General features: G+C 67.8%; 28 protein-coding genes. 3 read left to right on the top strand and 25 right to left on the bottom strand.

Annotation, left to right across the window (positions count from 1 at the left end; all coding sequences use genetic code 11):
* Positions 1-158: 158 nt before the first annotated feature.
* The 3 genes from ACH4YP_RS32115 to ACH4YP_RS32105 are packed head-to-tail and all read right to left on the bottom strand — an operon-like array spanning position 159 to position 984.
* Positions 159-434 carry a hypothetical protein gene (locus ACH4YP_RS32115; RefSeq protein ID WP_398494242.1) on the bottom strand — a complete coding sequence of 92 codons (276 nt, stop codon included), beginning with the start codon at positions 432-434 and terminating at the stop codon, positions 159-161.
* Entirely contained in the window at positions 434-745 is a 312-nt protein-coding gene (locus ACH4YP_RS32110; RefSeq protein ID WP_398494241.1) for a hypothetical protein, read from the bottom strand. The genes ACH4YP_RS32115 and ACH4YP_RS32110 overlap by 1 nt, the downstream gene beginning before the upstream one ends.
* Entirely contained in the window at positions 742-984 is a 243-nt protein-coding gene (locus ACH4YP_RS32105; RefSeq protein ID WP_398494239.1) for a hypothetical protein, read from the bottom strand. The genes ACH4YP_RS32110 and ACH4YP_RS32105 overlap by 4 nt, the downstream gene beginning before the upstream one ends.
* Before the next feature lie 79 nt (positions 985-1063).
* Here ACH4YP_RS32105 and ACH4YP_RS32100 point away from each other — a divergent pair, with 79 nt between their 5' ends.
* On the top strand, positions 1064-1270 hold the full coding sequence (locus tag ACH4YP_RS32100; RefSeq protein ID WP_398494237.1) for a hypothetical protein: 207 nt from the start codon (positions 1064-1066) through the stop codon (positions 1268-1270).
* On the opposite strand, the gene ACH4YP_RS32095 is transcribed toward ACH4YP_RS32100, so the two are convergent.
* The 5 genes from ACH4YP_RS32095 to ACH4YP_RS32075 all read right to left on the bottom strand — a co-directional run bounded on the left by ACH4YP_RS32095 (position 1267) and on the right by ACH4YP_RS32075 (position 3020).
* Entirely contained in the window at positions 1267-1641 is a 375-nt protein-coding gene (locus ACH4YP_RS32095) for a hypothetical protein (RefSeq protein WP_398494235.1), read from the bottom strand. The two genes, ACH4YP_RS32100 and ACH4YP_RS32095, sit on opposite strands and share 4 nt — an antisense overlap.
* Positions 1638-1889, bottom strand: a complete 252-nt coding sequence (locus tag ACH4YP_RS32090; protein ID WP_398494234.1) for a hypothetical protein — start codon at positions 1887-1889, stop codon at positions 1638-1640. The genes ACH4YP_RS32095 and ACH4YP_RS32090 overlap by 4 nt, the downstream gene beginning before the upstream one ends.
* A gap of 220 nt (positions 1890-2109) precedes the next feature.
* Positions 2110-2319, bottom strand: a complete 210-nt coding sequence (locus ACH4YP_RS32085; protein ID WP_398494232.1) for a hypothetical protein — start codon at positions 2317-2319, stop codon at positions 2110-2112.
* A complete protein-coding gene (locus ACH4YP_RS32080; RefSeq protein ID WP_398494231.1) occupies positions 2297-2659 on the bottom strand; it encodes a hypothetical protein in 363 nt (120 codons plus the stop codon). The genes ACH4YP_RS32085 and ACH4YP_RS32080 overlap by 23 nt, the downstream gene beginning before the upstream one ends.
* The gene (locus ACH4YP_RS32075) at positions 2649-3020 is read right to left on the bottom strand and encodes a hypothetical protein (protein WP_398494230.1); all 372 of its coding nucleotides are present in this window, start codon (positions 3018-3020) and stop codon (positions 2649-2651) included. The genes ACH4YP_RS32080 and ACH4YP_RS32075 overlap by 11 nt, the downstream gene beginning before the upstream one ends.
* Positions 3021-3077: 57 nt before the next feature.
* Between ACH4YP_RS32075 and ACH4YP_RS32070 the strand changes: the two genes are divergently transcribed.
* On the top strand, positions 3078-3416 hold the full coding sequence (locus ACH4YP_RS32070) for a DUF6233 domain-containing protein (protein ID WP_398494228.1): 339 nt from the start codon (positions 3078-3080) through the stop codon (positions 3414-3416).
* 418 nt (positions 3417-3834) lie between these two features.
* Here the strand turns inward: ACH4YP_RS32070 and ACH4YP_RS32065 are convergent, their stop codons facing one another.
* Positions 3835-4809 (bottom strand): tyrosine-type recombinase/integrase, encoded by a 975-nt coding sequence (locus ACH4YP_RS32065; protein ID WP_398494226.1) that lies wholly within the window; start codon positions 4807-4809, stop codon positions 3835-3837.
* A gap of 116 nt (positions 4810-4925) precedes the next feature.
* Between ACH4YP_RS32065 and ACH4YP_RS32060 the strand changes: the two genes are divergently transcribed.
* Positions 4926-5174 carry a hypothetical protein gene (locus tag ACH4YP_RS32060; RefSeq protein ID WP_398494224.1) on the top strand — a complete coding sequence of 83 codons (249 nt, stop codon included), beginning with the start codon at positions 4926-4928 and terminating at the stop codon, positions 5172-5174.
* A gap of 67 nt (positions 5175-5241) precedes the next feature.
* Here the strand turns inward: ACH4YP_RS32060 and ACH4YP_RS32055 are convergent, their stop codons facing one another.
* The 16 genes from ACH4YP_RS32055 to ACH4YP_RS31980 form a co-directional block, all read right to left on the bottom strand.
* The gene (locus ACH4YP_RS32055; protein WP_398494223.1) at positions 5242-5406 is read right to left on the bottom strand and encodes a hypothetical protein; all 165 of its coding nucleotides are present in this window, start codon (positions 5404-5406) and stop codon (positions 5242-5244) included.
* A gap of 14 nt (positions 5407-5420) precedes the next feature.
* The gene (locus ACH4YP_RS32050; protein WP_398494221.1) at positions 5421-5774 is read right to left on the bottom strand and encodes a hypothetical protein; all 354 of its coding nucleotides are present in this window, start codon (positions 5772-5774) and stop codon (positions 5421-5423) included.
* Entirely contained in the window at positions 5764-6201 is a 438-nt protein-coding gene (locus ACH4YP_RS32045; protein ID WP_398494219.1) for a hypothetical protein, read from the bottom strand. Before ACH4YP_RS32045 ends, ACH4YP_RS32050 begins: the two co-directional genes overlap by 11 nt.
* Positions 6202-6519 (bottom strand): hypothetical protein, encoded by a 318-nt coding sequence (locus tag ACH4YP_RS32040; RefSeq protein WP_398494217.1) that lies wholly within the window; start codon positions 6517-6519, stop codon positions 6202-6204.
* A gap of 7 nt (positions 6520-6526) precedes the next feature.
* Positions 6527-7102, bottom strand: coding sequence for a 3'-5' exoribonuclease domain-containing protein (locus ACH4YP_RS32035; protein ID WP_398494215.1), 576 nt, complete (start codon positions 7100-7102; stop codon positions 6527-6529).
* Complete coding sequence (locus ACH4YP_RS32030) at positions 7099-8010, bottom strand: N-acetylmuramoyl-L-alanine amidase (protein WP_398494214.1); 912 nt, start codon at positions 8008-8010, stop codon at positions 7099-7101. The genes ACH4YP_RS32035 and ACH4YP_RS32030 overlap by 4 nt, the downstream gene beginning before the upstream one ends.
* A gap of 15 nt (positions 8011-8025) precedes the next feature.
* Positions 8026-8457, bottom strand: a complete 432-nt coding sequence (locus tag ACH4YP_RS32025) for a hypothetical protein (protein WP_398494212.1) — start codon at positions 8455-8457, stop codon at positions 8026-8028.
* A 23-nt stretch (positions 8458-8480) separates the two neighbouring features.
* Positions 8481-8906: a hypothetical protein gene (locus ACH4YP_RS32020; RefSeq protein ID WP_398494210.1), complete on the bottom strand. Its 426-nt coding sequence runs from the start codon at positions 8904-8906 to the stop codon at positions 8481-8483.
* 38 nt (positions 8907-8944) lie between these two features.
* Complete coding sequence (locus ACH4YP_RS32015) at positions 8945-9568, bottom strand: hypothetical protein (RefSeq protein ID WP_398494209.1); 624 nt, start codon at positions 9566-9568, stop codon at positions 8945-8947.
* Positions 9569-9576: 8 nt separating this feature from the next.
* Positions 9577-10245, bottom strand: a complete 669-nt coding sequence (locus ACH4YP_RS32010; RefSeq protein WP_398494207.1) for a hypothetical protein — start codon at positions 10243-10245, stop codon at positions 9577-9579.
* Complete coding sequence (locus tag ACH4YP_RS32005; RefSeq protein WP_398494205.1) at positions 10242-11333, bottom strand: DUF5047 domain-containing protein; 1092 nt, start codon at positions 11331-11333, stop codon at positions 10242-10244. Before ACH4YP_RS32005 ends, ACH4YP_RS32010 begins: the two co-directional genes overlap by 4 nt.
* A gap of 3 nt (positions 11334-11336) precedes the next feature.
* On the bottom strand, positions 11337-13571 hold the full coding sequence (locus ACH4YP_RS32000) for a hypothetical protein (RefSeq protein ID WP_398494204.1): 2235 nt from the start codon (positions 13569-13571) through the stop codon (positions 11337-11339).
* Positions 13572-13581: 10 nt separating this feature from the next.
* Positions 13582-18459, bottom strand: coding sequence for a hypothetical protein (locus tag ACH4YP_RS31995; RefSeq protein WP_398494203.1), 4878 nt, complete (start codon positions 18457-18459; stop codon positions 13582-13584).
* 19 nt (positions 18460-18478) lie between these two features.
* On the bottom strand, positions 18479-18808 hold the full coding sequence (locus ACH4YP_RS31990) for a hypothetical protein (protein ID WP_398494201.1): 330 nt from the start codon (positions 18806-18808) through the stop codon (positions 18479-18481).
* A gap of 74 nt (positions 18809-18882) precedes the next feature.
* On the bottom strand, positions 18883-19308 hold the full coding sequence (locus tag ACH4YP_RS31985; RefSeq protein ID WP_398494199.1) for a hypothetical protein: 426 nt from the start codon (positions 19306-19308) through the stop codon (positions 18883-18885).
* 90 nt (positions 19309-19398) lie between these two features.
* Entirely contained in the window at positions 19399-20001 is a 603-nt protein-coding gene (locus ACH4YP_RS31980) for a phage tail protein (RefSeq protein ID WP_398494197.1), read from the bottom strand.
* Between the last annotated feature and the right edge of the window lie 6 nt (positions 20002-20007).

Here is a 20007-nt window from a genome sequence, read left to right as displayed (position 1 = left end):
AGCTCCCTCGTTCAAGTCCGGCCGCCGCCGGACCCCAGTCCCCTGCTCTTGAGGGCGCACGCTGGCCAGCCATGCACGGGACGCCCCTACGGGTGAGGGTACGGTGACGTGGCGACGCCCCGCCTGCTTGCTTCAGGCGGGGCGTCGTATTGCGGCAGCTAGCCCTCCTCGTTGACGGTGTGGTCCGGGAGGCGAAGTTCCGACCTGTCACCAGTAGGCTCCGCAGCCGCAGCCTCGACTTTGGGCTGGATGTCGATGTGGGTCCAGCCGAACCGGTTCCGGTGCGACCGGTCGGCCAGCTCCTTGCGGAGCGCTTCGGCTTGCTCGCAAGCAGGCGGCTTGCCTTCGACGTCGCGGACGGTCTTCCGGTAGTCGGCGATCTTCAGGTGCCAGTTGCGTTTGCCTCGGTAGGCGACCACTTCATAGGCGGCCATCAGTCCGTCACTGGCTTCGGCATGGCCCGGCACCTCTCGGCGTGCGCCTGTGCCCACTCAAGGGCCTCGCGATTGGCCGTCTCTGGGTCGCGCACATCGTCCACGAAGGTCATGCGCTGGACGGGACGCCAGTGCTTGAAGTCCTCGACGGTAGGACATCCGGTGCAGGCGCCGCGCGTCAGGTTCCGACTGCCTACGATTCCGTCGCCCGCGTCGTAGGGGTACTCCCCGGACGTGAGGTCGACGGTAGCGCCGCCCACGGTGAGGTAGCGGGCGATGGTACCCACGGGCCAGTCAATTGCTGTGGTCATTCCTGATCCTTGTCGTTGAGGTCGGTTCGCTTCCCCCGGCCGGGTCGTGCGGCGTTCGCGGTCTTGACCTGCTCGGGGTTGTACAGGGCTTGTGCCCGGTGGCTCTGGGGGTGAGCCCGAAAGCTGCGGGCCCGCACTCTCATGCGCGAGAGGGCGCCGCGTGCGCTGCTCGGCTGAATGCCGAGGTAAGCGGCGACGTCGTCGATGGTCCAGAGGTCGGGCGGTCTTTCGTCTGACACCCCTGAACTATGCAGCACGTGATGCAAGGTTGGGTAGGTCGGATCCAGACAACACCCGTGAGCCACGTAGGATCCCCCGGTGACCATCGACATCCCCGACACCCTGATCGCGCTGGAGACGACCGCCTGGGAGGAAATCCGGGCCGGACGGTTGACCGTGAAGACCGCAGCCGCCGTACATGAGGGCGTCGTCGCGTTCGCGGAGGCCAGCGGGGAGAATCGGCTCGCCGTCGAGGAGTCGCTGAAGCGGATCGTGCGGCACCCGAAGCCCGAGACGGCGGGCTAGTCGCAGGTGTGGGTCCGGCGGAGGAGCTGCCCCGACCAGGTGCGCAGTTCGTCCGTGTCGCCCGCGCAGTCCTTCGTCAGACAGACCGTCGGGTCCAGCCGGATCGGCCGCTCCGCCATGGCACTCCGCATGCCCTGCTCGAACGGGGACAGCTCCGGCATGTGGCTGTCGACGAGCCCGAGTTCGCGTTCCAGGACGGCGATCCGCGCATAGTCCGGGCGTGCCGGTACGGGAGCAGGGCGCCGCCAGTCGTGGGCGATGAAGTTCCAGATCGGCAGCGGCCAGCGCAGCCACAGCGGGGCGTGCGGGGTCGAGCCGAACGTGCCGCAGGCCGCGGCATACAACACCAGTACGGCGATGAGCAGAATCATCGCGGCCTCCCCTGGTTGATGCGGTCGATGAAGCCGGGCGAGAAGCGGTCCTTCATCCCGGACGGCAAGCTTCCCCGCTCACGCATGCGCTTCGCGTCGGCGGTGAGCCCGAGCGCCTCCGCCTCGTCCGGGTCGTCGATCCGGCGGCCAGGGCTGAGGATCACCATCTGCTCGCCGGGGCGCGACCGGTACGGCGACAGCGGGCCGCCACGGGGGCGACGGAAGACGCGGCGAAGAAGGCGGATCACGGGCCCCTCCCGGACATCGCGACGCCCCGCCCCAGTGCATCACGCTGGAGACGGGGCGCCATTCGAGTAGCCATCAAAACCCGTCAGGCGGTTGATGGATGAACCCATGCTACGGGCAGGCGCCGACAACAGGGCTGGGCGCCTCGGCAGGCCGACCCTCGATGAGATCCAGCGCCCGCGTCGTCGACGCCCAGCCGCTTCAGGATGACACACGACGCGGTCAGACGTCGGGCCACTCCGTCAACGTCTCGCCGGTCGCCTCGTCGACGAGGGTGAGCCGTGGATCGCTGACGGGGAACTCGCCAATCCACGCCTTGAACTTGCCGTCCGCCGTCGCTCTGCTCGCCCACCAGCCGTGCGCGATCGGGGCGCCACCGGAGAACAAAGTGAGGTGGAAGCGTTCGGGGTTAGCGGCCAGGATGGGCTGCATCGAAGTGCTCCGAAATCGCCAACTCGACCCGCAGCCGAAAGTTGTTGCCGCGCACCTCGGCCTGCGAAGACATTGCCGCCGACAGGTCATCGGCCGTGAAGTTCGCGGGCAGCAGTAGCGGCCCCATCGGTCCAGGGTCTGTGCTCTCGTCGTGATGCCAACCGCATTCCAGCGGGCAGCGAAAGCGAGCGATGCAGCCGGGCCTGAAATCGGGCATCGGAATCGTGGACGGTGGAGGCGGTGGCGCCTGCTCAGCTGCTCGCCGCGCATCCTCGACCTCCCGCAGGAAGTCCGCGCCAAGAGGACGCGTGAGCGCATTGAGGTCGAAGTCATCCGCCATTCCCCCAGGATCGCAGACCCGCGTCGTCGGTGTTGCTGGCGATGACCCGCATCCGCAGCCCGGACTCCTCGGCCACCGCCTGCAGCACCGACAGGGTGTCCTCCACCGGCACCGGCGGGCGTTTCGGGCGGGCTGCGATGGCGGCCATGGCGTGGTCGCGGCACTGGTCCAGCCAGCGGTAGCCCAACCCCGGGACGGTGATGATGCGCGTCGTCCACGCCGGGTTGCCGCACGCCGAACACTGGACTGGGTTGAGGCCGATGCGGTCCCACAGTTCCGGTGGGCGCGGCCGGGGTGGTGGCGCCGGCTTCAGGTCGGCTGGGTCGACGTCGAGGAATGCCAGCAGCTGTACGTCGTCCATGCCGCCTCCCGGGTCCCCGATGTGCCGGTGGAGATCCTAAGCCATAGAATCGAACACGTGAACGACCAGCCCGCCACTCGACTCGCCCTCCTGCGATTCCTCGAACGCGTCCAACAGCAAGACCTCGCACGCACCCGGCAGTGGATCGCAGCCGAAGAACGGCGGCAGGTGGAAGTCGAGCGCGGTCAGCAGCGGAAACCGCCCGAACCCGACTGGCTGATCGAGCAAGGGCTCAACGGCGGCGTACCCGTGTACGTCCATGTCGGCGGCTGCCACATGGCCGGTAAGAGGAGCCGGGGAGTGACGCGGGAGCAGGCCCGGTACGCGCTCGCTCAGGGGGTCGATGCCTGCACGCACTGCCGGGCCGATACGGAGCTTGGGATCATCGACGGCTGACGTGCAGCCGCTTGGCCTCCCGTGGGGAGCCGGGAGGAGCGGCGGGCCCCGCCGAGCTCGCAGCTACTGGCGGGACCCGTACCGAGCACCCTGCACCACAAACCGGCCACCACGGAAGACGTCGGCCGGAACTATCCCCAGACGAGCGAACGCCCGCCCGGATTAGGGGCGGGCGCAGGCGGACACCGCGTCATGACGCCAGCATCCGGCAGCCGATCGGACGGCCGAAGCCGCACTGCCGTTGGCCCGCCCGGCTTGAGCCGGTGAACCCGGGTGACGCCGTATCCAGCGACAGTCGAGCGGGGCCATGGCCAGGATGCCAGAAACCCGCCTCAACGGGGGGTGAGGCGGGTTTCTCCTGCCCGAACCGGGCGTGATGCGTTCCTAGGCGCATGGCCAGTGTGGCACGGGGTGGTGATCAGCGTTGGGCGTTGCCGGGGGCGAGGAGGCTCGTCAGCTCGGCGATCGCCTCGGGTGAGGGCTTGAAGTACTTGCGGACGTTCTCCGGCTTCTTGTGCCTGGACTTCGCCATCAGCATCAACAGAGAAGCGCCCTGCTCGCCGAGATGCGTAAGGGCGGAGTGCCGGTACTCGTGCAAGTCCCATCCGCTCCCCGGATTCCCGCTCGAGGTCCCCTCGTCCAGCAGTGCTCGAGCCTGCCCATAAGAGAGGCGGGCGAGCCCTGTGTCCGGGCAGACATCTCGAGCGCCGACGACTTTGCCGGGGCCGGGCTTCCGGTGGGTGGTGAAGACGGGGCCTCGAGTCCGATCCTTCAGCAGGCGCGGAAGGAGCCGGGCAGTACCCGCGTCCCAGTAGACGGCCTCGAGGACGAAGTCGTCTCGAGACTCGCCGCGGCGCCGCGTCTTCGACTTCGCGCCCTTCGCCTTGACGTGGCAGCGACGGCCGGCGAAATCGAGGTCTTCGATGTTGAGGGCGAGGATCTCATCGGACCGCGCCGCAGTCTCGTACAGCATTCGCCAGAGCGTCTTCTCGCGGAGGTGGATGTCGCGGCGGGCGAGGAGTCGGTCGATCTCCGACTTGGAGTGGGCAGGGGTGTCGCTGTCGGGAGGGGTGATCCTCTTGGTCCAGACCGGCACAGAGGGGCCGCTGTACCCGCGGTCGCGGCACCACGAGAGCCAGGACTGAACCGCGGCACGGCGGGCGTTCCACGTGTTGACGGCCGAACTCCCCCACAACTGCTCAAGAGTCTCGCCGATCTCATCGTCGGCGACAGACTGAAGCGGCCGGCCAGAACCGAGCCGCTCGACGGTCTTGCTGACGCCGATGCCGTAGTTGCGCGCCGTGTTGGGGTTGCCGAGAGCATCGAGGTAGCGGTCGGCTGCCGACTGGACGGTGAGGGCTTTTCCGGTGGGGAGTTGGACGACGGAACCCACGTTCCTCCTTGCCGCAGATAACAGGGTCGCTTCACGCAGACTCCAGGCAGCGTTCGCCCTGCTCGCGTTCGGCCGTACCCCAGATAATAGGGCATTATCTGGGGTACGTTGAGGGTATGGCCTACACCTCAGAGGAACTGCGCACGACATCGGAGCGCGCCGGGATCCCCCTCGACTACCTCACGCGCCTCGTGGCAGCCGACGACCACGACCCCCAAGACCCTGACGGCAACCACGTCTTGCTGAAGAAGCTCGTCGTTGTCTTCGATCACCACGTGGCGAAGTGCTTCGCCAGCCCAGACCCGGTCGGCGCGCTGCGCCAGTTCGGCTTCGAGGAGACCGCCGACGCGCTCGCCGAGGCCTGACGCGACCCGTGCACGACGAAACGCCCCGCTCCCCTGCCGAAGCAGGAGGGCGGGGCGTCTCGCGTTCTCACTCGCCGGGTTCGGCGGGCGGTGGCGGCAGGTCGGGTTCGAGGAACGGGCTGTTGCTCGGCGCGGGTACGGGCTGCGGGTCGATGCGGCCCATCTGCTCCAGCGACCGGGCGTCGGCCGCAGTGTCATCGGGGCGCGGGACGGCGGGAATCGCTTCGGGCATTCGCACTCCAGTTCTCACACGTCGACGTTGCGAAGATACTGGCGCGCCCGCTCCGACATCGGCTCCGGCGCCGGCGGTTCCAGCCCCGTCCCTCGGATGTAGCTGACCAGGCCGCGCACTCGTCCGAGGAGCCAGCCGATCGCCTCGTCCTGGTCGGCGATGCGGTCGCGCTGCTTCTCCGCCTCAGCCTCGCGCAGTTCGATGCGCTTCTCCAAGCGCTCGATGGCCTTTCCTTGCTGGTCTGTTACAGCAATGAAGTCGTCCCGCTTCTCCTGCCGAGGCGTCCTGCGGGCGGACCGTGCGGCCCACAGTCCGCAGATCGCGGTGAGGACCGACACGGCAACGGATGCGATCACCTCAGGACTCATGCAGAGGCCCCACTCTCTTGGGCCGGGGCGGCTCGCGCCATCCGGCTACGACTATCACCGGTACGGCGATCACCACCCAGATTGCTGCCGCGACCCAGCCGCGGGGGAACGTCTGCAGCGGCCACCATGACAGCAGGTAGGACGACATCCACGGGATGACGATCAGCACCAGTGCGACGAACCCGGGAGCGTCCCTGCCTTGAGGGAGGAACGCGCACACGATCGCGATGAGGCCAGTGGCGATCCAGAAGCCCGCCCACGCTTCGAGCGGAAGCAGATTGAGGAGCATAGCCAGGCCGCGCTGGTCGGTCTGCGGAGAGATGAGCTGCCCGTAGCCGTACAGGGCCCACACGGTTCCGTAGGACAGGAGAATTACGCCGCGGCGACCCAGGATGCGGGCGATCCGCCGCGCCGCACGGCACCGCACCTACACGCTCCGGGGTGTGCCGCCGCCGAGCGCGGCCTGCGCCTTGCCGGAGACTCCGGTCGGCTTCCACAGGCCGAAGTGGGAGAGCGCGCCGACGGCGAAGGCGACGAGTGTCAGGATGACGGCGGTGCCGAAGTCGTAGCCGGGCCCGGGGTTCGCGTACTCGACGAGGAACCCGTTCAGTGTGCTGAGCGCGAGCAGCAGTACCGCCTTGAAGCCTGCGTGCGTGACCTGCTTGGTGACCAGCCCGACGAGGACGGGCAGGACGACGGAGATGAGCAGGCCGATCCAGTAGGCCTTGTCGAGCGACTCGTTCATGGGTGTCTCACTTCTGTGCGCGTTCGGCGAGCCAGCGCCGGACGGTCTGGTTGTGTCTGGCGTCGGCGAGCGCGTCGTGCTCGCCGGACTCCTGCTCGGGTAGATCGGCCCAGCCGATACCGAGGCGGGATCGTTCCTGCTGGATGTCGTGCGTGAACATCGGCAGGCCGTCGGGGAGCGCGATCATCGGGCCCCAGAGTTGGGCCAGGCAGACATGGTCGTAGGCGCCGTAGTTCGCCCACAGCTGGACGTCGGGCCCGGATGCGCGGATGAACTCGGCTACCTCGTCGGCGATCCGCTCGATCGGCTTCACGGCCGGGTCGAGGTAGTTGAACAGCCATGACTTCGGCATATGGAGGCGCCAGTCGCCGTGCGGCTGCGGCAGGTTGGGAACGACGTTCTCCATCAGCCATGCGTGCTTGCGGATACGACGTCGAAGTAGCCAGCCGCGCGGGGAGCGTGAGGCGAGGAGCCGGTTGACGGCGTAGTACGTGCGGCCGTCGTCAGCGACCATGCCGATCGAGATCGGCACGATGGTCCTGCCGTTCTCCAGGAACTCCCAGTCGTAGTCCAGGCCGGTCACGCGACCACCACGAATCCGTACTTCTTGCCGAGGCGTTCCAGGGACGTCTTGCCGGGGATGCCGTCGGCAGCCGCACCGCTGTATCCGCAGGCCCGCTGCCACTTGGCGTAGGCCTCGACGGTGACGCTGCCGTAGTGGCCGTCGCTGTACGTCTTGGCCAGAAGGCCCGCATCGACGAGCGCGGTCTCGACGGTCTTCACACCGGCGTAGGTGACCGGGGTGCCCTTCGCGGCCGGGTTGCCGCGGGCTGCGGCGACCAGCTTGGACAGGTCGACGATGGGCTTCTGTGGTGCGGGAAGCGTGACTGGCGTCGGATCGACATCGAGACGCTTCGCGATCCGAGAGCGCATCGCCGCCATGGTGAAGCCGCGCGGGTCGACCTTGCCGGGCTGCCACTCCAGGTGGCCGATGACGGAGCGCTCGTCCCAGTTGTGGTGGCGGGCGATGGCCGCGGACACCTTCTCGATGGCGAGCAGCTGAATGTCGGGCCACGGGTCGTGGCCGTCGCCGAGGTTCTCGCACTCGAAGCCGTAGAAGGCCCGGTTGCCGTCTGTGTCCGCCTCGTTGTCGACGGGCGGTGTCCGCTCGGCCTTCACCGCGGCGAGAACGTCACCGTCGCCGAGCCCGGCATGGTTGGCGCGGCCGTAGCCGACGAGGTGAACGCGGCCGTCCTTGGTGATGACGCCGTGGCACAGCGGGCCCGGCAGAGCGCTGTGCCCCTTGCGGCAGAGTTCGACGGTGCTGGCGCTGCCGGACGTCACCGTGTGGTGGATCATCACGCCGTGGACGGGGCCCCACGGGCCCTTCGAGTTGCGGTTGCGGGTCTCCCAGTTCCCCACCTCCACAACAGTGAGGCCCTCGTCTCTGAGGATCTGGGCGAACTTGGATGCAGTCGGTGGAGTGGCCACGGCGCGGGCCCCTTTCTAGTAGTCCCAGGTGAGACCGGCGAACTGGGCGTGTTCGACAGCCCAGGGTTCGTGGTGGTCGTGCCACACCTCGACGCCGACGGGCTGGTTGGCCTGGCCGGCGAACTGCCAGGTGGTGGTTTCCCAGCTGCGGCCCGGTGTGGCGGGGTGGTCGGTGGCGCCGGTGTCGTCGCGGTCGCCGTGCGGGTCGCGGATGAAGCGGGACATGAACTGCCGTGGCCGCACGTCGCCGTCGGGCAGGGTGATGGCGGCCCAGCGCAGGTTCCGCGACCAGATGAAGTGGCCGTCGAACGGCGGCATGATCAGCGACAGGTTGCGCATCATCGAGCGGTCGTTGCTGATGGTCCGTTCGAACGTGACAAGCGTCCACGTGCCGGGCGGGATGAGCTGCGGCTTGTCGCTGCGGTACAGCTTGCACACGGTGGCCACGGCGCCTCCTTACGCGTCAGCGGCTAGGGCCTGGTCAGCGGGCAGAGAGGCGAACAGGCGGGGCCTATCGCCGGGCACTGCTGGCGGCGGGCCTCGGGTACTGGGGGGCGGTCAACGGATATGCCGCTCAGGTAGATCCGCTTCACTGCCGTCTTGCAATAGGCGAGCAGCGTTCCGTCGCGGGTGACGTCCATGAGCACCCATGTGAACCGCTCGTCCGGGGTGGTCCCACCGACTTGGGTGGACAGCAGGTACGCGGCGTTCCACTCGCCCTCGCGGAAGCCTCCGAGGCGGATCGGCTGACCAACGGGGAAGACGTCTGCCTCGCGGGGTGTGTAGTCGGCGAGGAACGAGACCGTTCCGTTCCGGTCCAGGTAGCCGGGGTCGAAGCCGGGCTCGACATCGGGGCCGAGCTCAAGAGGGAGCTTTTCAGGGGCTGCGAGCGTCATGGCGCCTCCAGAGCGTGAAGGGCCCCGGACGGGGCGAGTCAGAGGCTGACGATGACGCCGTTGAAGCCGATCCACGGCGGCTTCGTCGTGGTCGCGAACCCGAAGACTTGCAGGTAGCCGTCGGTTTGCACGTCGAGTTTCATGGAGATGCGGTCCGAGGACTGGTCCGAGCAGGGGATCAGCACGGTCCGCAGTGTCGACGGCCGCACGATCGACGGCAACGGCGCCGAGTTGATGATCGTGTTGTAGGCGGGCGATGCCGGATACGAGGACCGGCCGATCGCACCGCGCAGCTGCAGGGACTCCTCGCCGGAGATGTTCAACAGCCGGTACTGCAGGGTGCCGTTCGTGTTGCCGTTCTGTGTGAACGGGGACACCAAGTTGATCGTGGTCCACGCCGAGGCGCCGGTGGAGACTGCGACGAAGCTGGTGCCGTCGAACAGGTCGAGCCTGTTCACGTCCCGCAGCCACGTCAGCATGCCCTCGACTGGCGCCTGGTCCGGGCCGTACAGGGTCGCGCCGCGCTCCGTACCGGACGCGAACGAGAGGACGCCGCGCGGGATGACGCCGTCGGCGAGCGCCTTGATGGCGGCGGGAATGTCAGGGGCGTCGGTCATCGCCCAGAGACCAATGCCCTGCCCGTAGATGTCCGTTGTCGGCACGGGTCCTCCTAGTCGAGGGGGTAGCGGATCCCCTTGAGGGAGAGCCAGTTGGTTTCGACGTCGCCCGCTACGGCGCTGATCAGGGTGAGCGTCCCGTCCTGGTTGAAGTCGATCTTTAGCGAGTGGAAGACGTTGCTGGACGCGGCGACGCCGGTGATCGCGGTGGCGTTGCGGGCAATGACCATGCTCGCTTTGCGTACCGGCCGGAACGCGGTCGCAAGCGCTGCGGACAGCAGGTTGGCGGTCTGGGCCCCGTTGGCGCGGTCGGCGCCGCCGTCCCATTCCATGAACCACGTGCCCTGGATGTTGATCTTTCGGTAGCGGATGGCCCCGTTGTTGTTGCCGGTCGTCGTGGTGTTGCCCTGCGTGTAACCGGTGCCGAGCGTTGGTGTCGTCCACCCGGTGCCACCAGCAACAGCAAGGCGCCCCATGGCCACCCAGTTGCCACTGCTGGACTGGTCGAGACGGACAACGTCGTCGACGGCCGGTGCCGAATACCACTCCATGCAGCGGGCGACGATGCCGTCCGCGGTGACGGTGCCGGCTCCGACGGCGGTGACGGTGGCGAGCCGCCAGTCCGCCCCGCGCACCGACGGTGTCGAGGCGCCGGTACGGACGGCCTGGCCTTTGAGCGAGGCGACAAGGTCGCGCTGTGTGGCGTGCGAGGACGTCGTCACGCATCCTCCTTCGCCGAGATCGTCGAGATCGGGAAGTCGCCGCCCTCGTCCAACGGCACGCTGAACGACGCGGCCTGGTGGAGTTCGCGGGTGCCGTCCGGGTGCAGGACCCGCAGCACATCTCCGGGTTCCAGCGCCGGGTTGGGCAGGCTGGAGAAGTCCCCGGAGGAGTTGGGGGCCTTCGCCTGGGCCAACTTCAGGTTCGCGGCCTGCGTGCAGGCGGCCAGCGTCGTCAAGGTCGACGAGGAGTGGAAACCCGGCCTGCGCCCGAACCTTCCGCCCCAGTACGTCGGCGAGTTAGGGTCCGTGTCGACGGCCAGGTACTGCACCGGCGCCACATTCTCTGCGGTGTTCTCGCCGCGGGCCAGCCACCCGTTCTTGACGTTGTCGCTGGTCATGCCGCGGTTACCGGAGATGTACACGCCACCCTCGGTAGCCTCCACCGACCACACGGGCGGCGTGGTGAGCAGCTCGGGCAAGGTGGCGATGACGAACACGCCGTCGGCATTGGCGTACACCTCGGCGCCGCCAGCAGCGGCGATCTCCTGCGCGCCCGCCCACGGGTCGGCTTCGACGTCGAACGTCCTGCTGCCGATGGGTGCGTCGACGATGAGGCTGATGACGTCCGCGTCGGGGATGCTGCGCTGGATCAGTGCGGTGACCGCGCCGACGATCGTGCCCGTCGCCGTGTAGGGCTCGACGAACTTGTCGTCGGCGACGATCGCCGACAGGTCTTTGCCCTGCAGTGTGACCGGGCCTTCGGAGACGTCGCCTTCCACGCTGTCGAGGCGGAACACGCCGAGCGGCACCAGCTCGCTGGTGCCGTCGCCGTAGTAGACGCCGCGGCTCACCCGCAGTCGCGCCCCATACGTGGCCAATTGGTCCGTCGGTGATCGCGGGATGAGCGACGGGTCGGCGCAGGTGACGGTGCAGGAGCGGCGGATGGCCTGCGCCCGGTCCACCGTCACGCTGCCGCCGGTGTGCTCAAGGTCGAGCACACGCCCGTCCGTCGTGAACAGTTGCACGCGGGTGGCGACCTGGTGCGACTCGGCCAGCCGCTTCAGGAACCGGTCCGAGACGGGGTACATCGATCACCCCGTTCTGCGGTCGAGCAACAGATCCTCGCAGGTCGCATACACAGCTAGGAGGTCCGCGCAGGTCGCGTATACGGCGACCACGTCCTGCCAGGTGCGGCCCGCCGCACCGTTGACGCCAGTGGTGACGGGCATGTCGGCCTGCGTGAGCGGCAGCGACCACGTCCGCCACGGCTCCTGCGCCAACCGGCCGACCCGATCCAGACCCACCTGGCCGGCGTTGACGTACATGTCGTCCTCGCCCATGCCCGGCGCGACCTGCCACAGCAGCGTGTTGCCCGACCCGAGGAGCAGGCGCAGTGCTTTGCGCTCCTCGTCCGAGCGCGTCCACACGGCGAGGTCGCCTTCCAGGCCGCCTCGGCTGTCGGACAGCACGACCGCGTTCTGCCGGTTACGGACCTTGTGCTTGGTCTGCACGATCGGCAGATCCCAGTCCGGGGCCTGCTGCACCACAACCCGCATGTTGCGCTGCGGATTGCCGGGGTCTTTCAGCCATGCCTCGTTGAAGTCGGCGAGTGTGAGCATGATCTGCGCGGAGCTGCGCGTGGACGCCCCCGACCCGTCGGCGTTCAAGATCTCTATGTGGTATCTGAGGGAGACTCCGAACGGCGCCTCGTGGTCCTCGATGATGAGCAGGTCCGAGACGGTCGGATCCCCGTCGATCAGCCCCGACGGGCCCCGCACCAGAGTGCGCAGCCCGTCGGGGCCCTCCCGCTGGACCCGCAGCAGGAACCCGAACGGCAACTCCCGCAGCGTCAACCGGACATAGCCGTCGGCGTCGAAGCCAGTGACCGCGGTGAGCGGCAGCACCGGCCACAGAGACGCCGCATCGACCTGCAGCACACTGCTGCCAGCGGTGGCGGTAGTCGTGAGCTCGATCGACGCCTGCGTCGCACCCGCCGGGGCAACACCATCGGCCGGCATCGAGTACCAGCCGGAGCCGGGCAGCGACCAGGCGACGCCCGTCGATGCGCCGAGGTCGACGTTGGCGGCGTCGTACCAGCGGATTTTGACGTTCACCGACGACCATGTGCCCGCGGTGACATGCGAGGTGACCTGCGCCCGGAAGTTGTTTCCCGGGGCGTCGGAGACCGGGAACTTCCCGGACCGGACGACGCTTGCCGTAGCAGTCGACGAGGAGACGGTCAGGGAGTAGGAGCCGTCACTCGCCTGAGCGCCCCACGGCGTCGACCGGGCCAGCGTGGCAACACCGGAGGCGACCGTCCACTGACCGACACCCTGCTCCATCGAGCCGTCCGCATACGGCACGACCGTGCCCGCCTGCAGCTGCGGCGCGGCCGTGACGACGACCGTCTCGATGCGCAGGATCTGCCCGGCCGACGCCCCGTCGAGCCCGGCCGTGACCGAGCAGGAGGCGGCATTGTCAGGCGCCTTCGCCGACACCCGCTGCCGGTACATGCCTGTACCCGGGGCCGCCAGTACGCTTCGGTACGAGGCGATCTGGTTGCCGTTGCCGTCGAAATACAGCAGCTCAATCCATGCATTCGCCGTCAACACCGGCGGCTGCAGATACGCGTAGGCCAGATACTCGACGCCCGGTGTCACCGACGGCCCGTTGACCGCAAGGATCGACGCGTTGCCCGCGGCGACCGCCGTCATCGCGATCGTGTGGCCGCCGGCCGTCCAGTTGTCGACGGCCCACGAAATGACCGGCACCTGCCGGGAGATCGTCGCGTTGGCGAGCGGCGTCCACCCGGAGGCGTCGATCTCGCTGGACTCCGTGCCGAATCCGAAGAGATTGCCGGTCGTGCGGATCGGCAACCCGAGATAGACGTTCTCCCAGTACTGGTTGACCAGCCCGGCCAGTGGAGACGACGACAGCAGGACTTGCGCCTGCGTCGCCCCCGACGGTGCCGCCCCGGCCACACCGACCCGATGCCAGCCAGAAGAGGCCGCCATCGTGTACAGCGACCAGGTGATGCTGATCTCCGTGCCCGCCGCGTTGAGCCAGCGGATCCCGATCCGTTCCGGAACGGACGCCCCGGCCGCATCCGAGAACACCTGGTAGACGGTGCCTGCCGTGACCGGGTAGGAGGAGACGGTGCGGGCCTGCATCTCCCCCGCAGCCACCGATTTGACGACGAGGCAGCCGTCACCGACCCGCCCGCCGACACCCTTGCTGAGGGTGCAGTTCAGCTTGGGTGTCCAGCCGGACGTGTTCGGGTCGATGGTGGAGGTCGTCTCCGACAGGAAGTTCCCGGGGATCGCCAAGATGACCTCCTCAGCTCGACCGGATGGCGGAGATCAGTTCCCGCTGGCCCTGCACCATGACCTCGGTTGCCTCACCGCGCACCCGGCCCAAGAACTCGCCGGAGTCGAGGTAGAGGCTGCCCTCGAACGACGCCGGGCCCGACGAGCCCTTCGACGCCATCGACGTCAGGGCGCTGGCCTGCGACGACGTGAAGACCGGCTCCGGCCGCCCGGTGCCGTTGTAGGCCAAGTTCAGCCCGGGCTGCAGGTAGCCGCCGGAGTCGTATTTGCCGGGCTGGAAGCCGTACCACGACCCGAACAGCTTGTCGTTGTACGCCCTGGCCGGCTTGCCGACCACCACACCGTCGCCACCCCGGGACTCGACATTCATCTTGCCCAAGGTGCCTGCGGTGTGGCCGACCCCGGCGTTGGTGATGCCGACCTTGAAGGCGCTGTTGCCGTTCTTCACCCAGCCGGGAGGTGCCGTCTGTCCATGGAACGCCATCGTCGCCCACCGCCGGTGAGGCTTCTGACCTCGGATGACGGACTCGATGGCGGACATGAAGCCGGAGCAGTCCCACGACGGGTTGCCGTTGCCGGCCCACTGGTATGGCAGACCGCTCTGGGTCTTCGCCCATTTCTGCGCGGCCTGGATCCGCAGCCCTCCGATGCCGCCGGCACCCTTCTTGTCGGCGTCCTTCGAGTACCCGAACATGGTGTCGAGGATCTTGTCGGGGATGCGGCGAATCATTGAGCCGAACCCGTTGTCCATGCCGGGGAACGACTTGAGCAGCGGGTCGACGATGTTCTTGACGCCCGCCCGCGCCGAAGCCTCCAAGGTGTCCTTGAGCCAGGACGCCCCTTCCTTGATCTTGTTCCAGGCCGCCGAACCTGCACCTGCGATTTTGTTGGCTGCACCGCCGATCCAGCCGAAGACGCCACCGTCGGCAAATGCCTGGTGGACGCCGCCGTTGGCGTACCGCAGGGACGTGTCGGTCGACGACGGCGGGTTGCCGCCGAATACCGGCGCCAGGGCCGCCTTCACGCCTTGCGCGCCGCGGGACTTGGCGATGCTGTTCATCGCCCCGACAAAGCCACTGCCGACGGCCCGGGTGAACTCGGGCCGCATGATGGCCTCGCCGCCGGACAGAGCCAGCGAACCGCCCGTCGGAGACACGAAGCGGTGCACGTCCTTGCCCGGCGTGTAGCCAGGCATGACGCCGCCGTCCGCGAACTTGAACTCTTTCAACTTCGGAGCCCCGAATGCGCCGGCGACCTTGTTCCAGACGCCGACGATGCCCTTGTTGTAGACGAAGTCGACGACGTACTGGATGGGCTTCTTCGCGATGCCCTTCAGCCGGTCCCAGGCCGTCTTGATCGCGCCGACGGCGCTGTCGAAGGCGCCGCCGAGACCCTTAATGATCCGCTTCCAGCCGTCGAAGATGGGCTTGATGCCCTTCTCCCACGCCCATTTGCCTGCGGCGACGATCCCGTCCCAGGCGGGCTTGATCGCGGTCTTCCACAGCCAAGTAGCCCAGCGTCCGACCTCCTTCATGCCCTCCCAGATGAAGCGGAATACGGGCCGGAGGATGTTCTCCCACATGAACTTGGCGCCAGCCTGGATGCCCGCCCAGGCAGGCTTGATGGCGTTGCTCCACAGCCATTTCGCCTTGTTGCCGATCCACGTGAAGACCGGGCTGATCGCGTTCGTCCACAGCCACATGGCGGCTGTGGCGATGCCCTCGAATGCGGGCTTGAACGCGTACTCCCACAGCCACATGGCGATGGCGCCGACAATCTTGATGATCGCGATGATCGGCAGCAGGATCAGCGTCACCAGTGCGGTGGCCAGGATCTTTCCTGCCAGGACGATGCCGTTGAATGCGGGCTGGAGCGCATTGGTCCACAGCCACATCGCCCAGCGGCCGACCGTCTGCAGCCCAAGCATGATGCCGTTGAAGGCAGGCTTGAGGACGGAATTCCACAAGAACAGCGCACCGGTCTTGATGCCGTCCCAGACTGCCTGCACACCCGCGCGGAACCAGCCGAACCTGTCGTAGGCGTAGATAACGATCGCCATCAAGGCGAGGATCGCGAGACCGATCAGCACCAGCGGGTTCGCCGACATCACGAAGTTGAGAGCGGCCATCGCGATCGCCCACAGCTTCGTCGCCAGGACGATGCTGTAGAGCAGCAGGATGTACCAGGGCGCCCGCTCGGCGACGACCGCAATGAAGTTCGCCACCGCGCCTATGAACTTCAACAGTGGACCGGAGATCGGCTTCAGCGCCTGAGCAACGTTCATGAACGCCGACCCGATCTCGCCGAGCGCGTCACCCAACTTGGGTGCCATCTCCGCCGAGTACGACAGGAACTTCTCGAAATCGGGGCTGCCCTTCAGGCCAGTACCCCAGTTCGCGAAGCGGCCCGTGATGTCCTGCATCCGCTGTGAGATCGAATCCATGTGTGGCAGGAAGGCCTGCACGATCCCGCCCATGCCCTTGAACAGGTTCGCGAACCCCACGCCCAGGCCGACGATCGCAGGCTTCATCGAGCCCGTCAGGTCGGCTTTGAACTCCTTCCAGCCCTTCGACTTGAAGCCCTTCGACGCCCGGTCCTGGAGATCACCGATCGCATCAGCGGCCTCCCTCACGAACGGCGTCAATCCCGGAAGGGCGTTCTTCATGCCGATCAGAGCCCGCGTAAAGATCGGCATCACCGCAGGCTGCAACGTCTTCGACCATGCGCCGAACGCGGTGCGCAGGCCTACGAAGGCGTCGAATGTGTCCCGGGCCGATGGCGTCAGCTTGTCCAGCTCTGCCTGATATTTGGCCTGTGCGATGGCAGCCTGATCCACACCCCCGGCCGCAGACTGCGACGCGGAGGCAATCTGACGCTGAGCAGAGGCAATCGAGTCGGCGGCGGACTGCTGGGCAGCGACCAGGGACTCCTGGGCGCGGGCCACCGAGCGGGCTCCGTCCTCCTGGACACGAACAACGTTGCGCTGACTCTCGGCGACCTTCTCCTGCGCTGCGGCGATGTCCCGCTGCCCCTGTACCTGCTGGCGGGCCGCTTCGATGCGGCTCTTACCCAGAGCCTTCTGCTGCTCGGCTACGCCCTGCTCGGCGGCAGTCAACCGCTCCTGAGCATTCCGGACTGTCTCAGAACCCTCGACGCCAGCCTTGTCCGCAGCCTTCTTCTCTGCGGTGAGGTCTTTCGTCTCCTGCTTCTGCTCCTTCAGGCGCTGCACGGCCTGGTCGTAGGCCAACTGTGCGCGCTGCTGCTCGATCAGCGAAGCATTTGCCCCCGCCGCCTGAACGCCCTGGAGGCGCCTTCTCGCCTCCTGCACCGACAGGACGGCGTCCCGCTCGGACAGTTGGGCGTTGGTGAGCTTGTCGCCGAGCTCGGCAAGTTCCGCCGTAGCGTCCTTCCGGGCCTGAGTGAGATCTTGCTGGGCCTGTCGGGCGCTGCGCTGTGCATCAGCGAGAGAGTCCTCGGCATCCCGAACCCGCTCGGCGGCCTGCAACTGCTGGTCTGCAGCCTGCCGCACCGCATCCGCCAGAGACTGCCGCGCCTGCTTCACCTGCTGCGAGGCCTGCCGGTTCGCCTCCGCCGACGAGCGCACCGCATCCCCGACAGCCTGCTCCGCCTGCCCGATCTGCCGTGCCGCGTTGCGGTGGGCGGTCGCCAGCGACTGCTGCGCGCCCGCCAACTGCAACGCCTTCGACGCGCCCTGCGAATTGGCCTGGCCGCCCTGATAGCTCGCATTCGTGGCGGCATCCTGGGCAGCCTTCTGTGCCTGCAGAGCCGACCCAATGCCCTTGAGAGCGGGGATCGCGACCAAGCCGATCGCCGCGATACCAACGCCCGCCGCCACGCCGGCAGCCGCGATGGCGCCCAAGCCAGCTGCCACCACCGGCAGCGCCGGAATAATCGCCGGGCCGAAGGCGAGTGCCGCTGTAGCAAGATTCCCGAGAGCCAGTTGTGCTACGCCCGTGTTCACGTCGACGCGGACATTCCTGCCGTCCAGGCGATTCACCTGAAGCTGGAAAGCCGCGAGCTGGGCGCGAGCTGCGCCAGCATCTACACGGACAGCCACGTCAGCGTCCTGCGCAGACAGCCTCTGTAGCCGGGCCTGGATCTCCTCGACACGCGCCAGAGCTGTTGCCGCATCGATGTCGATACCGATGCGGGCATCCTTCAACGCCGTCAGCTGGGCCCGCAGCCGGGCAATCTCGACCTGCGCGGGCGTGGTGTCGGCGTTGATGTTGATGTTCGGCAGTGACGCCTCGGCCTGCTGCACCGCAGCCCGCAGACGGGCGCCGAGCTGGCCGTCCGTCTCCGTCCGGATCCGCAGCGGGTCTGCGGAGATCTCGTCGATCTGCTCCCGCAGCAGCCGCAGCTGTGCGATCGCCGCAGCCGTGTCCGCGCGCACCGCAACATTCGGGTGCGCGGCGCCGATACGGCGCAGCCGCTCCTCGATGTCCGCAGCCTGCGCACGCGCCGTCTCCGCATCGATGTCGATGCCGACGGTCTTGCCGGCCAACGCCTCCAGGCGGGCCCGCAGACGCGCCAGGTCGGCGTCAACGCCCGTGTCGGAGAGTCGGACGTCGAGCTTGGGCATACTGCGGAACGCAGCCTCAAGGCGGGCCCGCAGCGAACGGGCGAACGCGCCACCCGTGTCGGATCCCTGACGGGTCGCCACCGGCTTCGCGGCCTTCGCGCCGTTCTGAATGCCGTCACGGACGGCTGGCGTGATGTGCGTGACGATCTGACGCCCGATGATCCGGCCGACTTCGTCACCGACCTGCGTAGCCGCCGGGATCAGCGCGGCGCGGAGCCTGTTGTGGAATCCCTGCGCACTGGGCAGAACATCGACTTCGACCGATCCGACAGTGATCGCGGGCACTGAGGGCCTCCCCCCAGCGCTACGAGGCGCCCCCATTGATCAGCTTGAACAACTCGTCTGCCCGCTTGTTCACGAGGCGCGGTTTCGCCGACTTCGGCTTCGCGCCCGGGCGCCGCATCGGCTCCGGCGGTGGCGTCTGCTTGGCCTTGCTTTCGGCGTGAGCGCAGCTGTACACCCACTCCAGCCGGGCAAGCCGGTCAGAGATGCCAGCCAGGAGCTGTTCCGTCTGCGACCAGCGGGCCTTCTCCGGCTCGCCACGGTCCGCAAGCTTGGCGAGTTCCTCGTCGGAGAGTTCGTTGCGCAGCGCGGTCATCGTGTGCGACTCGGCGGGAAGGTGCTCGATGAACACCCGCAGCCACCGCCACGACCGGCGGCCCGACAACACATCGGCGATGTCGTAGTGCCGGTCGATCAGGTCGGCCTCTACCGCCTCTGCGTGGTCCTGCCAGAGCGCGACCGTGGCCTGGACTTTCCCAGGCTCTCCCCCGCCCGCTCACCGGCGTCCGTGACGAACGCCTCGAACTCCTCGTTCGTAGGGTCGACCTCAACGAAGTAGTCGTAGTCATCCGGGTGCAGCACCTTCTCCGCGAAGGCGTAGAACTGCCCCTGCACCAGCATCCGCTGCCACGACATACGCCATGCAGCCGGAGGGATGACCTGCACTTCGTCGCCGCAGAGTTCGGCTGTGACGTAGTGCCCCTCGGCCTCGATCTCCTGAGCGTCGGCCGCAGTAACCTCCGGCTCCTCGATCCCCGGCTCCGGTGCGCTGCGGGTCGTGGCCGGACGGGATGCCGCCCGGGCGGCGGTGCGGGGCTTCCTGCTGCCTGCGGTGGTGCTTCGTGCGGCCACGGCGCGGGCCTCCTTCTGTAGTGGCGCGGGCAAGGATCAGAGGTGGACGGGCCGGGCCCGCGCCGACGGATAGCGACCCGCCCACCTGTCTCAGGACCCGGTGTACGCAGCCGTGTCCGGCACCCGGTCGAAGTGGTAGACGGTGTTGCCCTCGGCGTCCGGGTAGGCGGTGATCGTCCACTCGAAGCCGGCGACCTCGTCCTGCTTGTGGGTGACGTCCGAGCGCTCGGTGATCTCGCCCTCGGGGACGTAGAAACCCCTCTTGAACGTGTCGCCGTCCAGGACGACGAACCAGAACGCCCGACGGTCCGGAACCGGGCTCGCAGTCTCCGCGAACGACGTCAGACCACTGGCCGGCGCCAGGTCTGCGACGTCGAGGCGGTACTGCAGCGACTGCACCGTGGTGCGGCCGACCTCCCACGCCGTCAGCCCGAACGTGCGCAGGCTCGACGTGATGGTGGTGCGGATCGGCGACGTGAAGCCCCACGGCGTGTAGGACTGCGAGTCCTCCTCGAAGCCCTGCACCAGACCGTCGTCGCTGATGGCGCCAAGCGGCAGCCACGGCGAGACAGGCTGAACCTCAGGATCTCCGGGGGATGTGGAGCCGAGAGGCGCCACCCATCCGCCGCCATTCGCGCCGACCTCCAGAAGGTCCGCCGCGCGGGTGATGTTGACCATTGGGTCTCCAGACATGAAGAG

The sequence above is a fragment of the Streptomyces sp. NPDC020747 genome (genome assembly GCF_044334695.1).
Classification (GTDB): domain Bacteria; phylum Actinomycetota; class Actinomycetes; order Streptomycetales; family Streptomycetaceae; genus Streptomyces.
Note: the sequence above shows the minus strand (reverse complement) of the source record. Positions and strands in the feature narration are given on the sequence as shown.

Excerpts from the sequence above, each read along its gene's own strand:
- ACH4YP_RS32115 (WP_398494242.1), bottom strand. The coding sequence starts at position 434 with ATGGCCGCCTATGAAGTGGTCGCCTACCGAGGCAAACGCAACTGGCAC.
- ACH4YP_RS32110 (WP_398494241.1), bottom strand. The coding sequence starts at position 745 with ATGACCACAGCAATTGACTGGCCCGTGGGTACCATCGCCCGCTACCTC.
- ACH4YP_RS32095 (WP_398494235.1), bottom strand. The coding sequence starts at position 1,641 with ATGATTCTGCTCATCGCCGTACTGGTGTTGTATGCCGCGGCCTGCGGC.
- ACH4YP_RS32085 (WP_398494232.1), bottom strand. The coding sequence starts at position 2,319 with ATGCAGCCCATCCTGGCCGCTAACCCCGAACGCTTCCACCTCACTTTG.
- ACH4YP_RS32080 (WP_398494231.1), bottom strand. The coding sequence starts at position 2,659 with ATGGCGGATGACTTCGACCTCAATGCGCTCACGCGTCCTCTTGGCGCG.
- ACH4YP_RS32075 (WP_398494230.1), bottom strand. The coding sequence starts at position 3,020 with ATGGACGACGTACAGCTGCTGGCATTCCTCGACGTCGACCCAGCCGAC.
- ACH4YP_RS32060 (WP_398494224.1), top strand. The coding sequence starts at position 4,926 with ATGGCCTACACCTCAGAGGAACTGCGCACGACATCGGAGCGCGCCGGG.
- ACH4YP_RS32055 (WP_398494223.1), bottom strand. The coding sequence starts at position 5,406 with ATGCCCGAAGCGATTCCCGCCGTCCCGCGCCCCGATGACACTGCGGCC.
- ACH4YP_RS32050 (WP_398494221.1), bottom strand. The coding sequence starts at position 5,774 with ATGAGTCCTGAGGTGATCGCATCCGTTGCCGTGTCGGTCCTCACCGCG.
- ACH4YP_RS32040 (WP_398494217.1), bottom strand. The coding sequence starts at position 6,519 with ATGAACGAGTCGCTCGACAAGGCCTACTGGATCGGCCTGCTCATCTCC.
- ACH4YP_RS32020 (WP_398494210.1), bottom strand. The coding sequence starts at position 8,906 with ATGACGCTCGCAGCCCCTGAAAAGCTCCCTCTTGAGCTCGGCCCCGAT.
- ACH4YP_RS32005 (WP_398494205.1), bottom strand. The coding sequence starts at position 11,333 with ATGTACCCCGTCTCGGACCGGTTCCTGAAGCGGCTGGCCGAGTCGCAC.
- ACH4YP_RS31980 (WP_398494197.1), bottom strand. The coding sequence starts at position 20,001 with ATGTCTGGAGACCCAATGGTCAACATCACCCGCGCGGCGGACCTTCTG.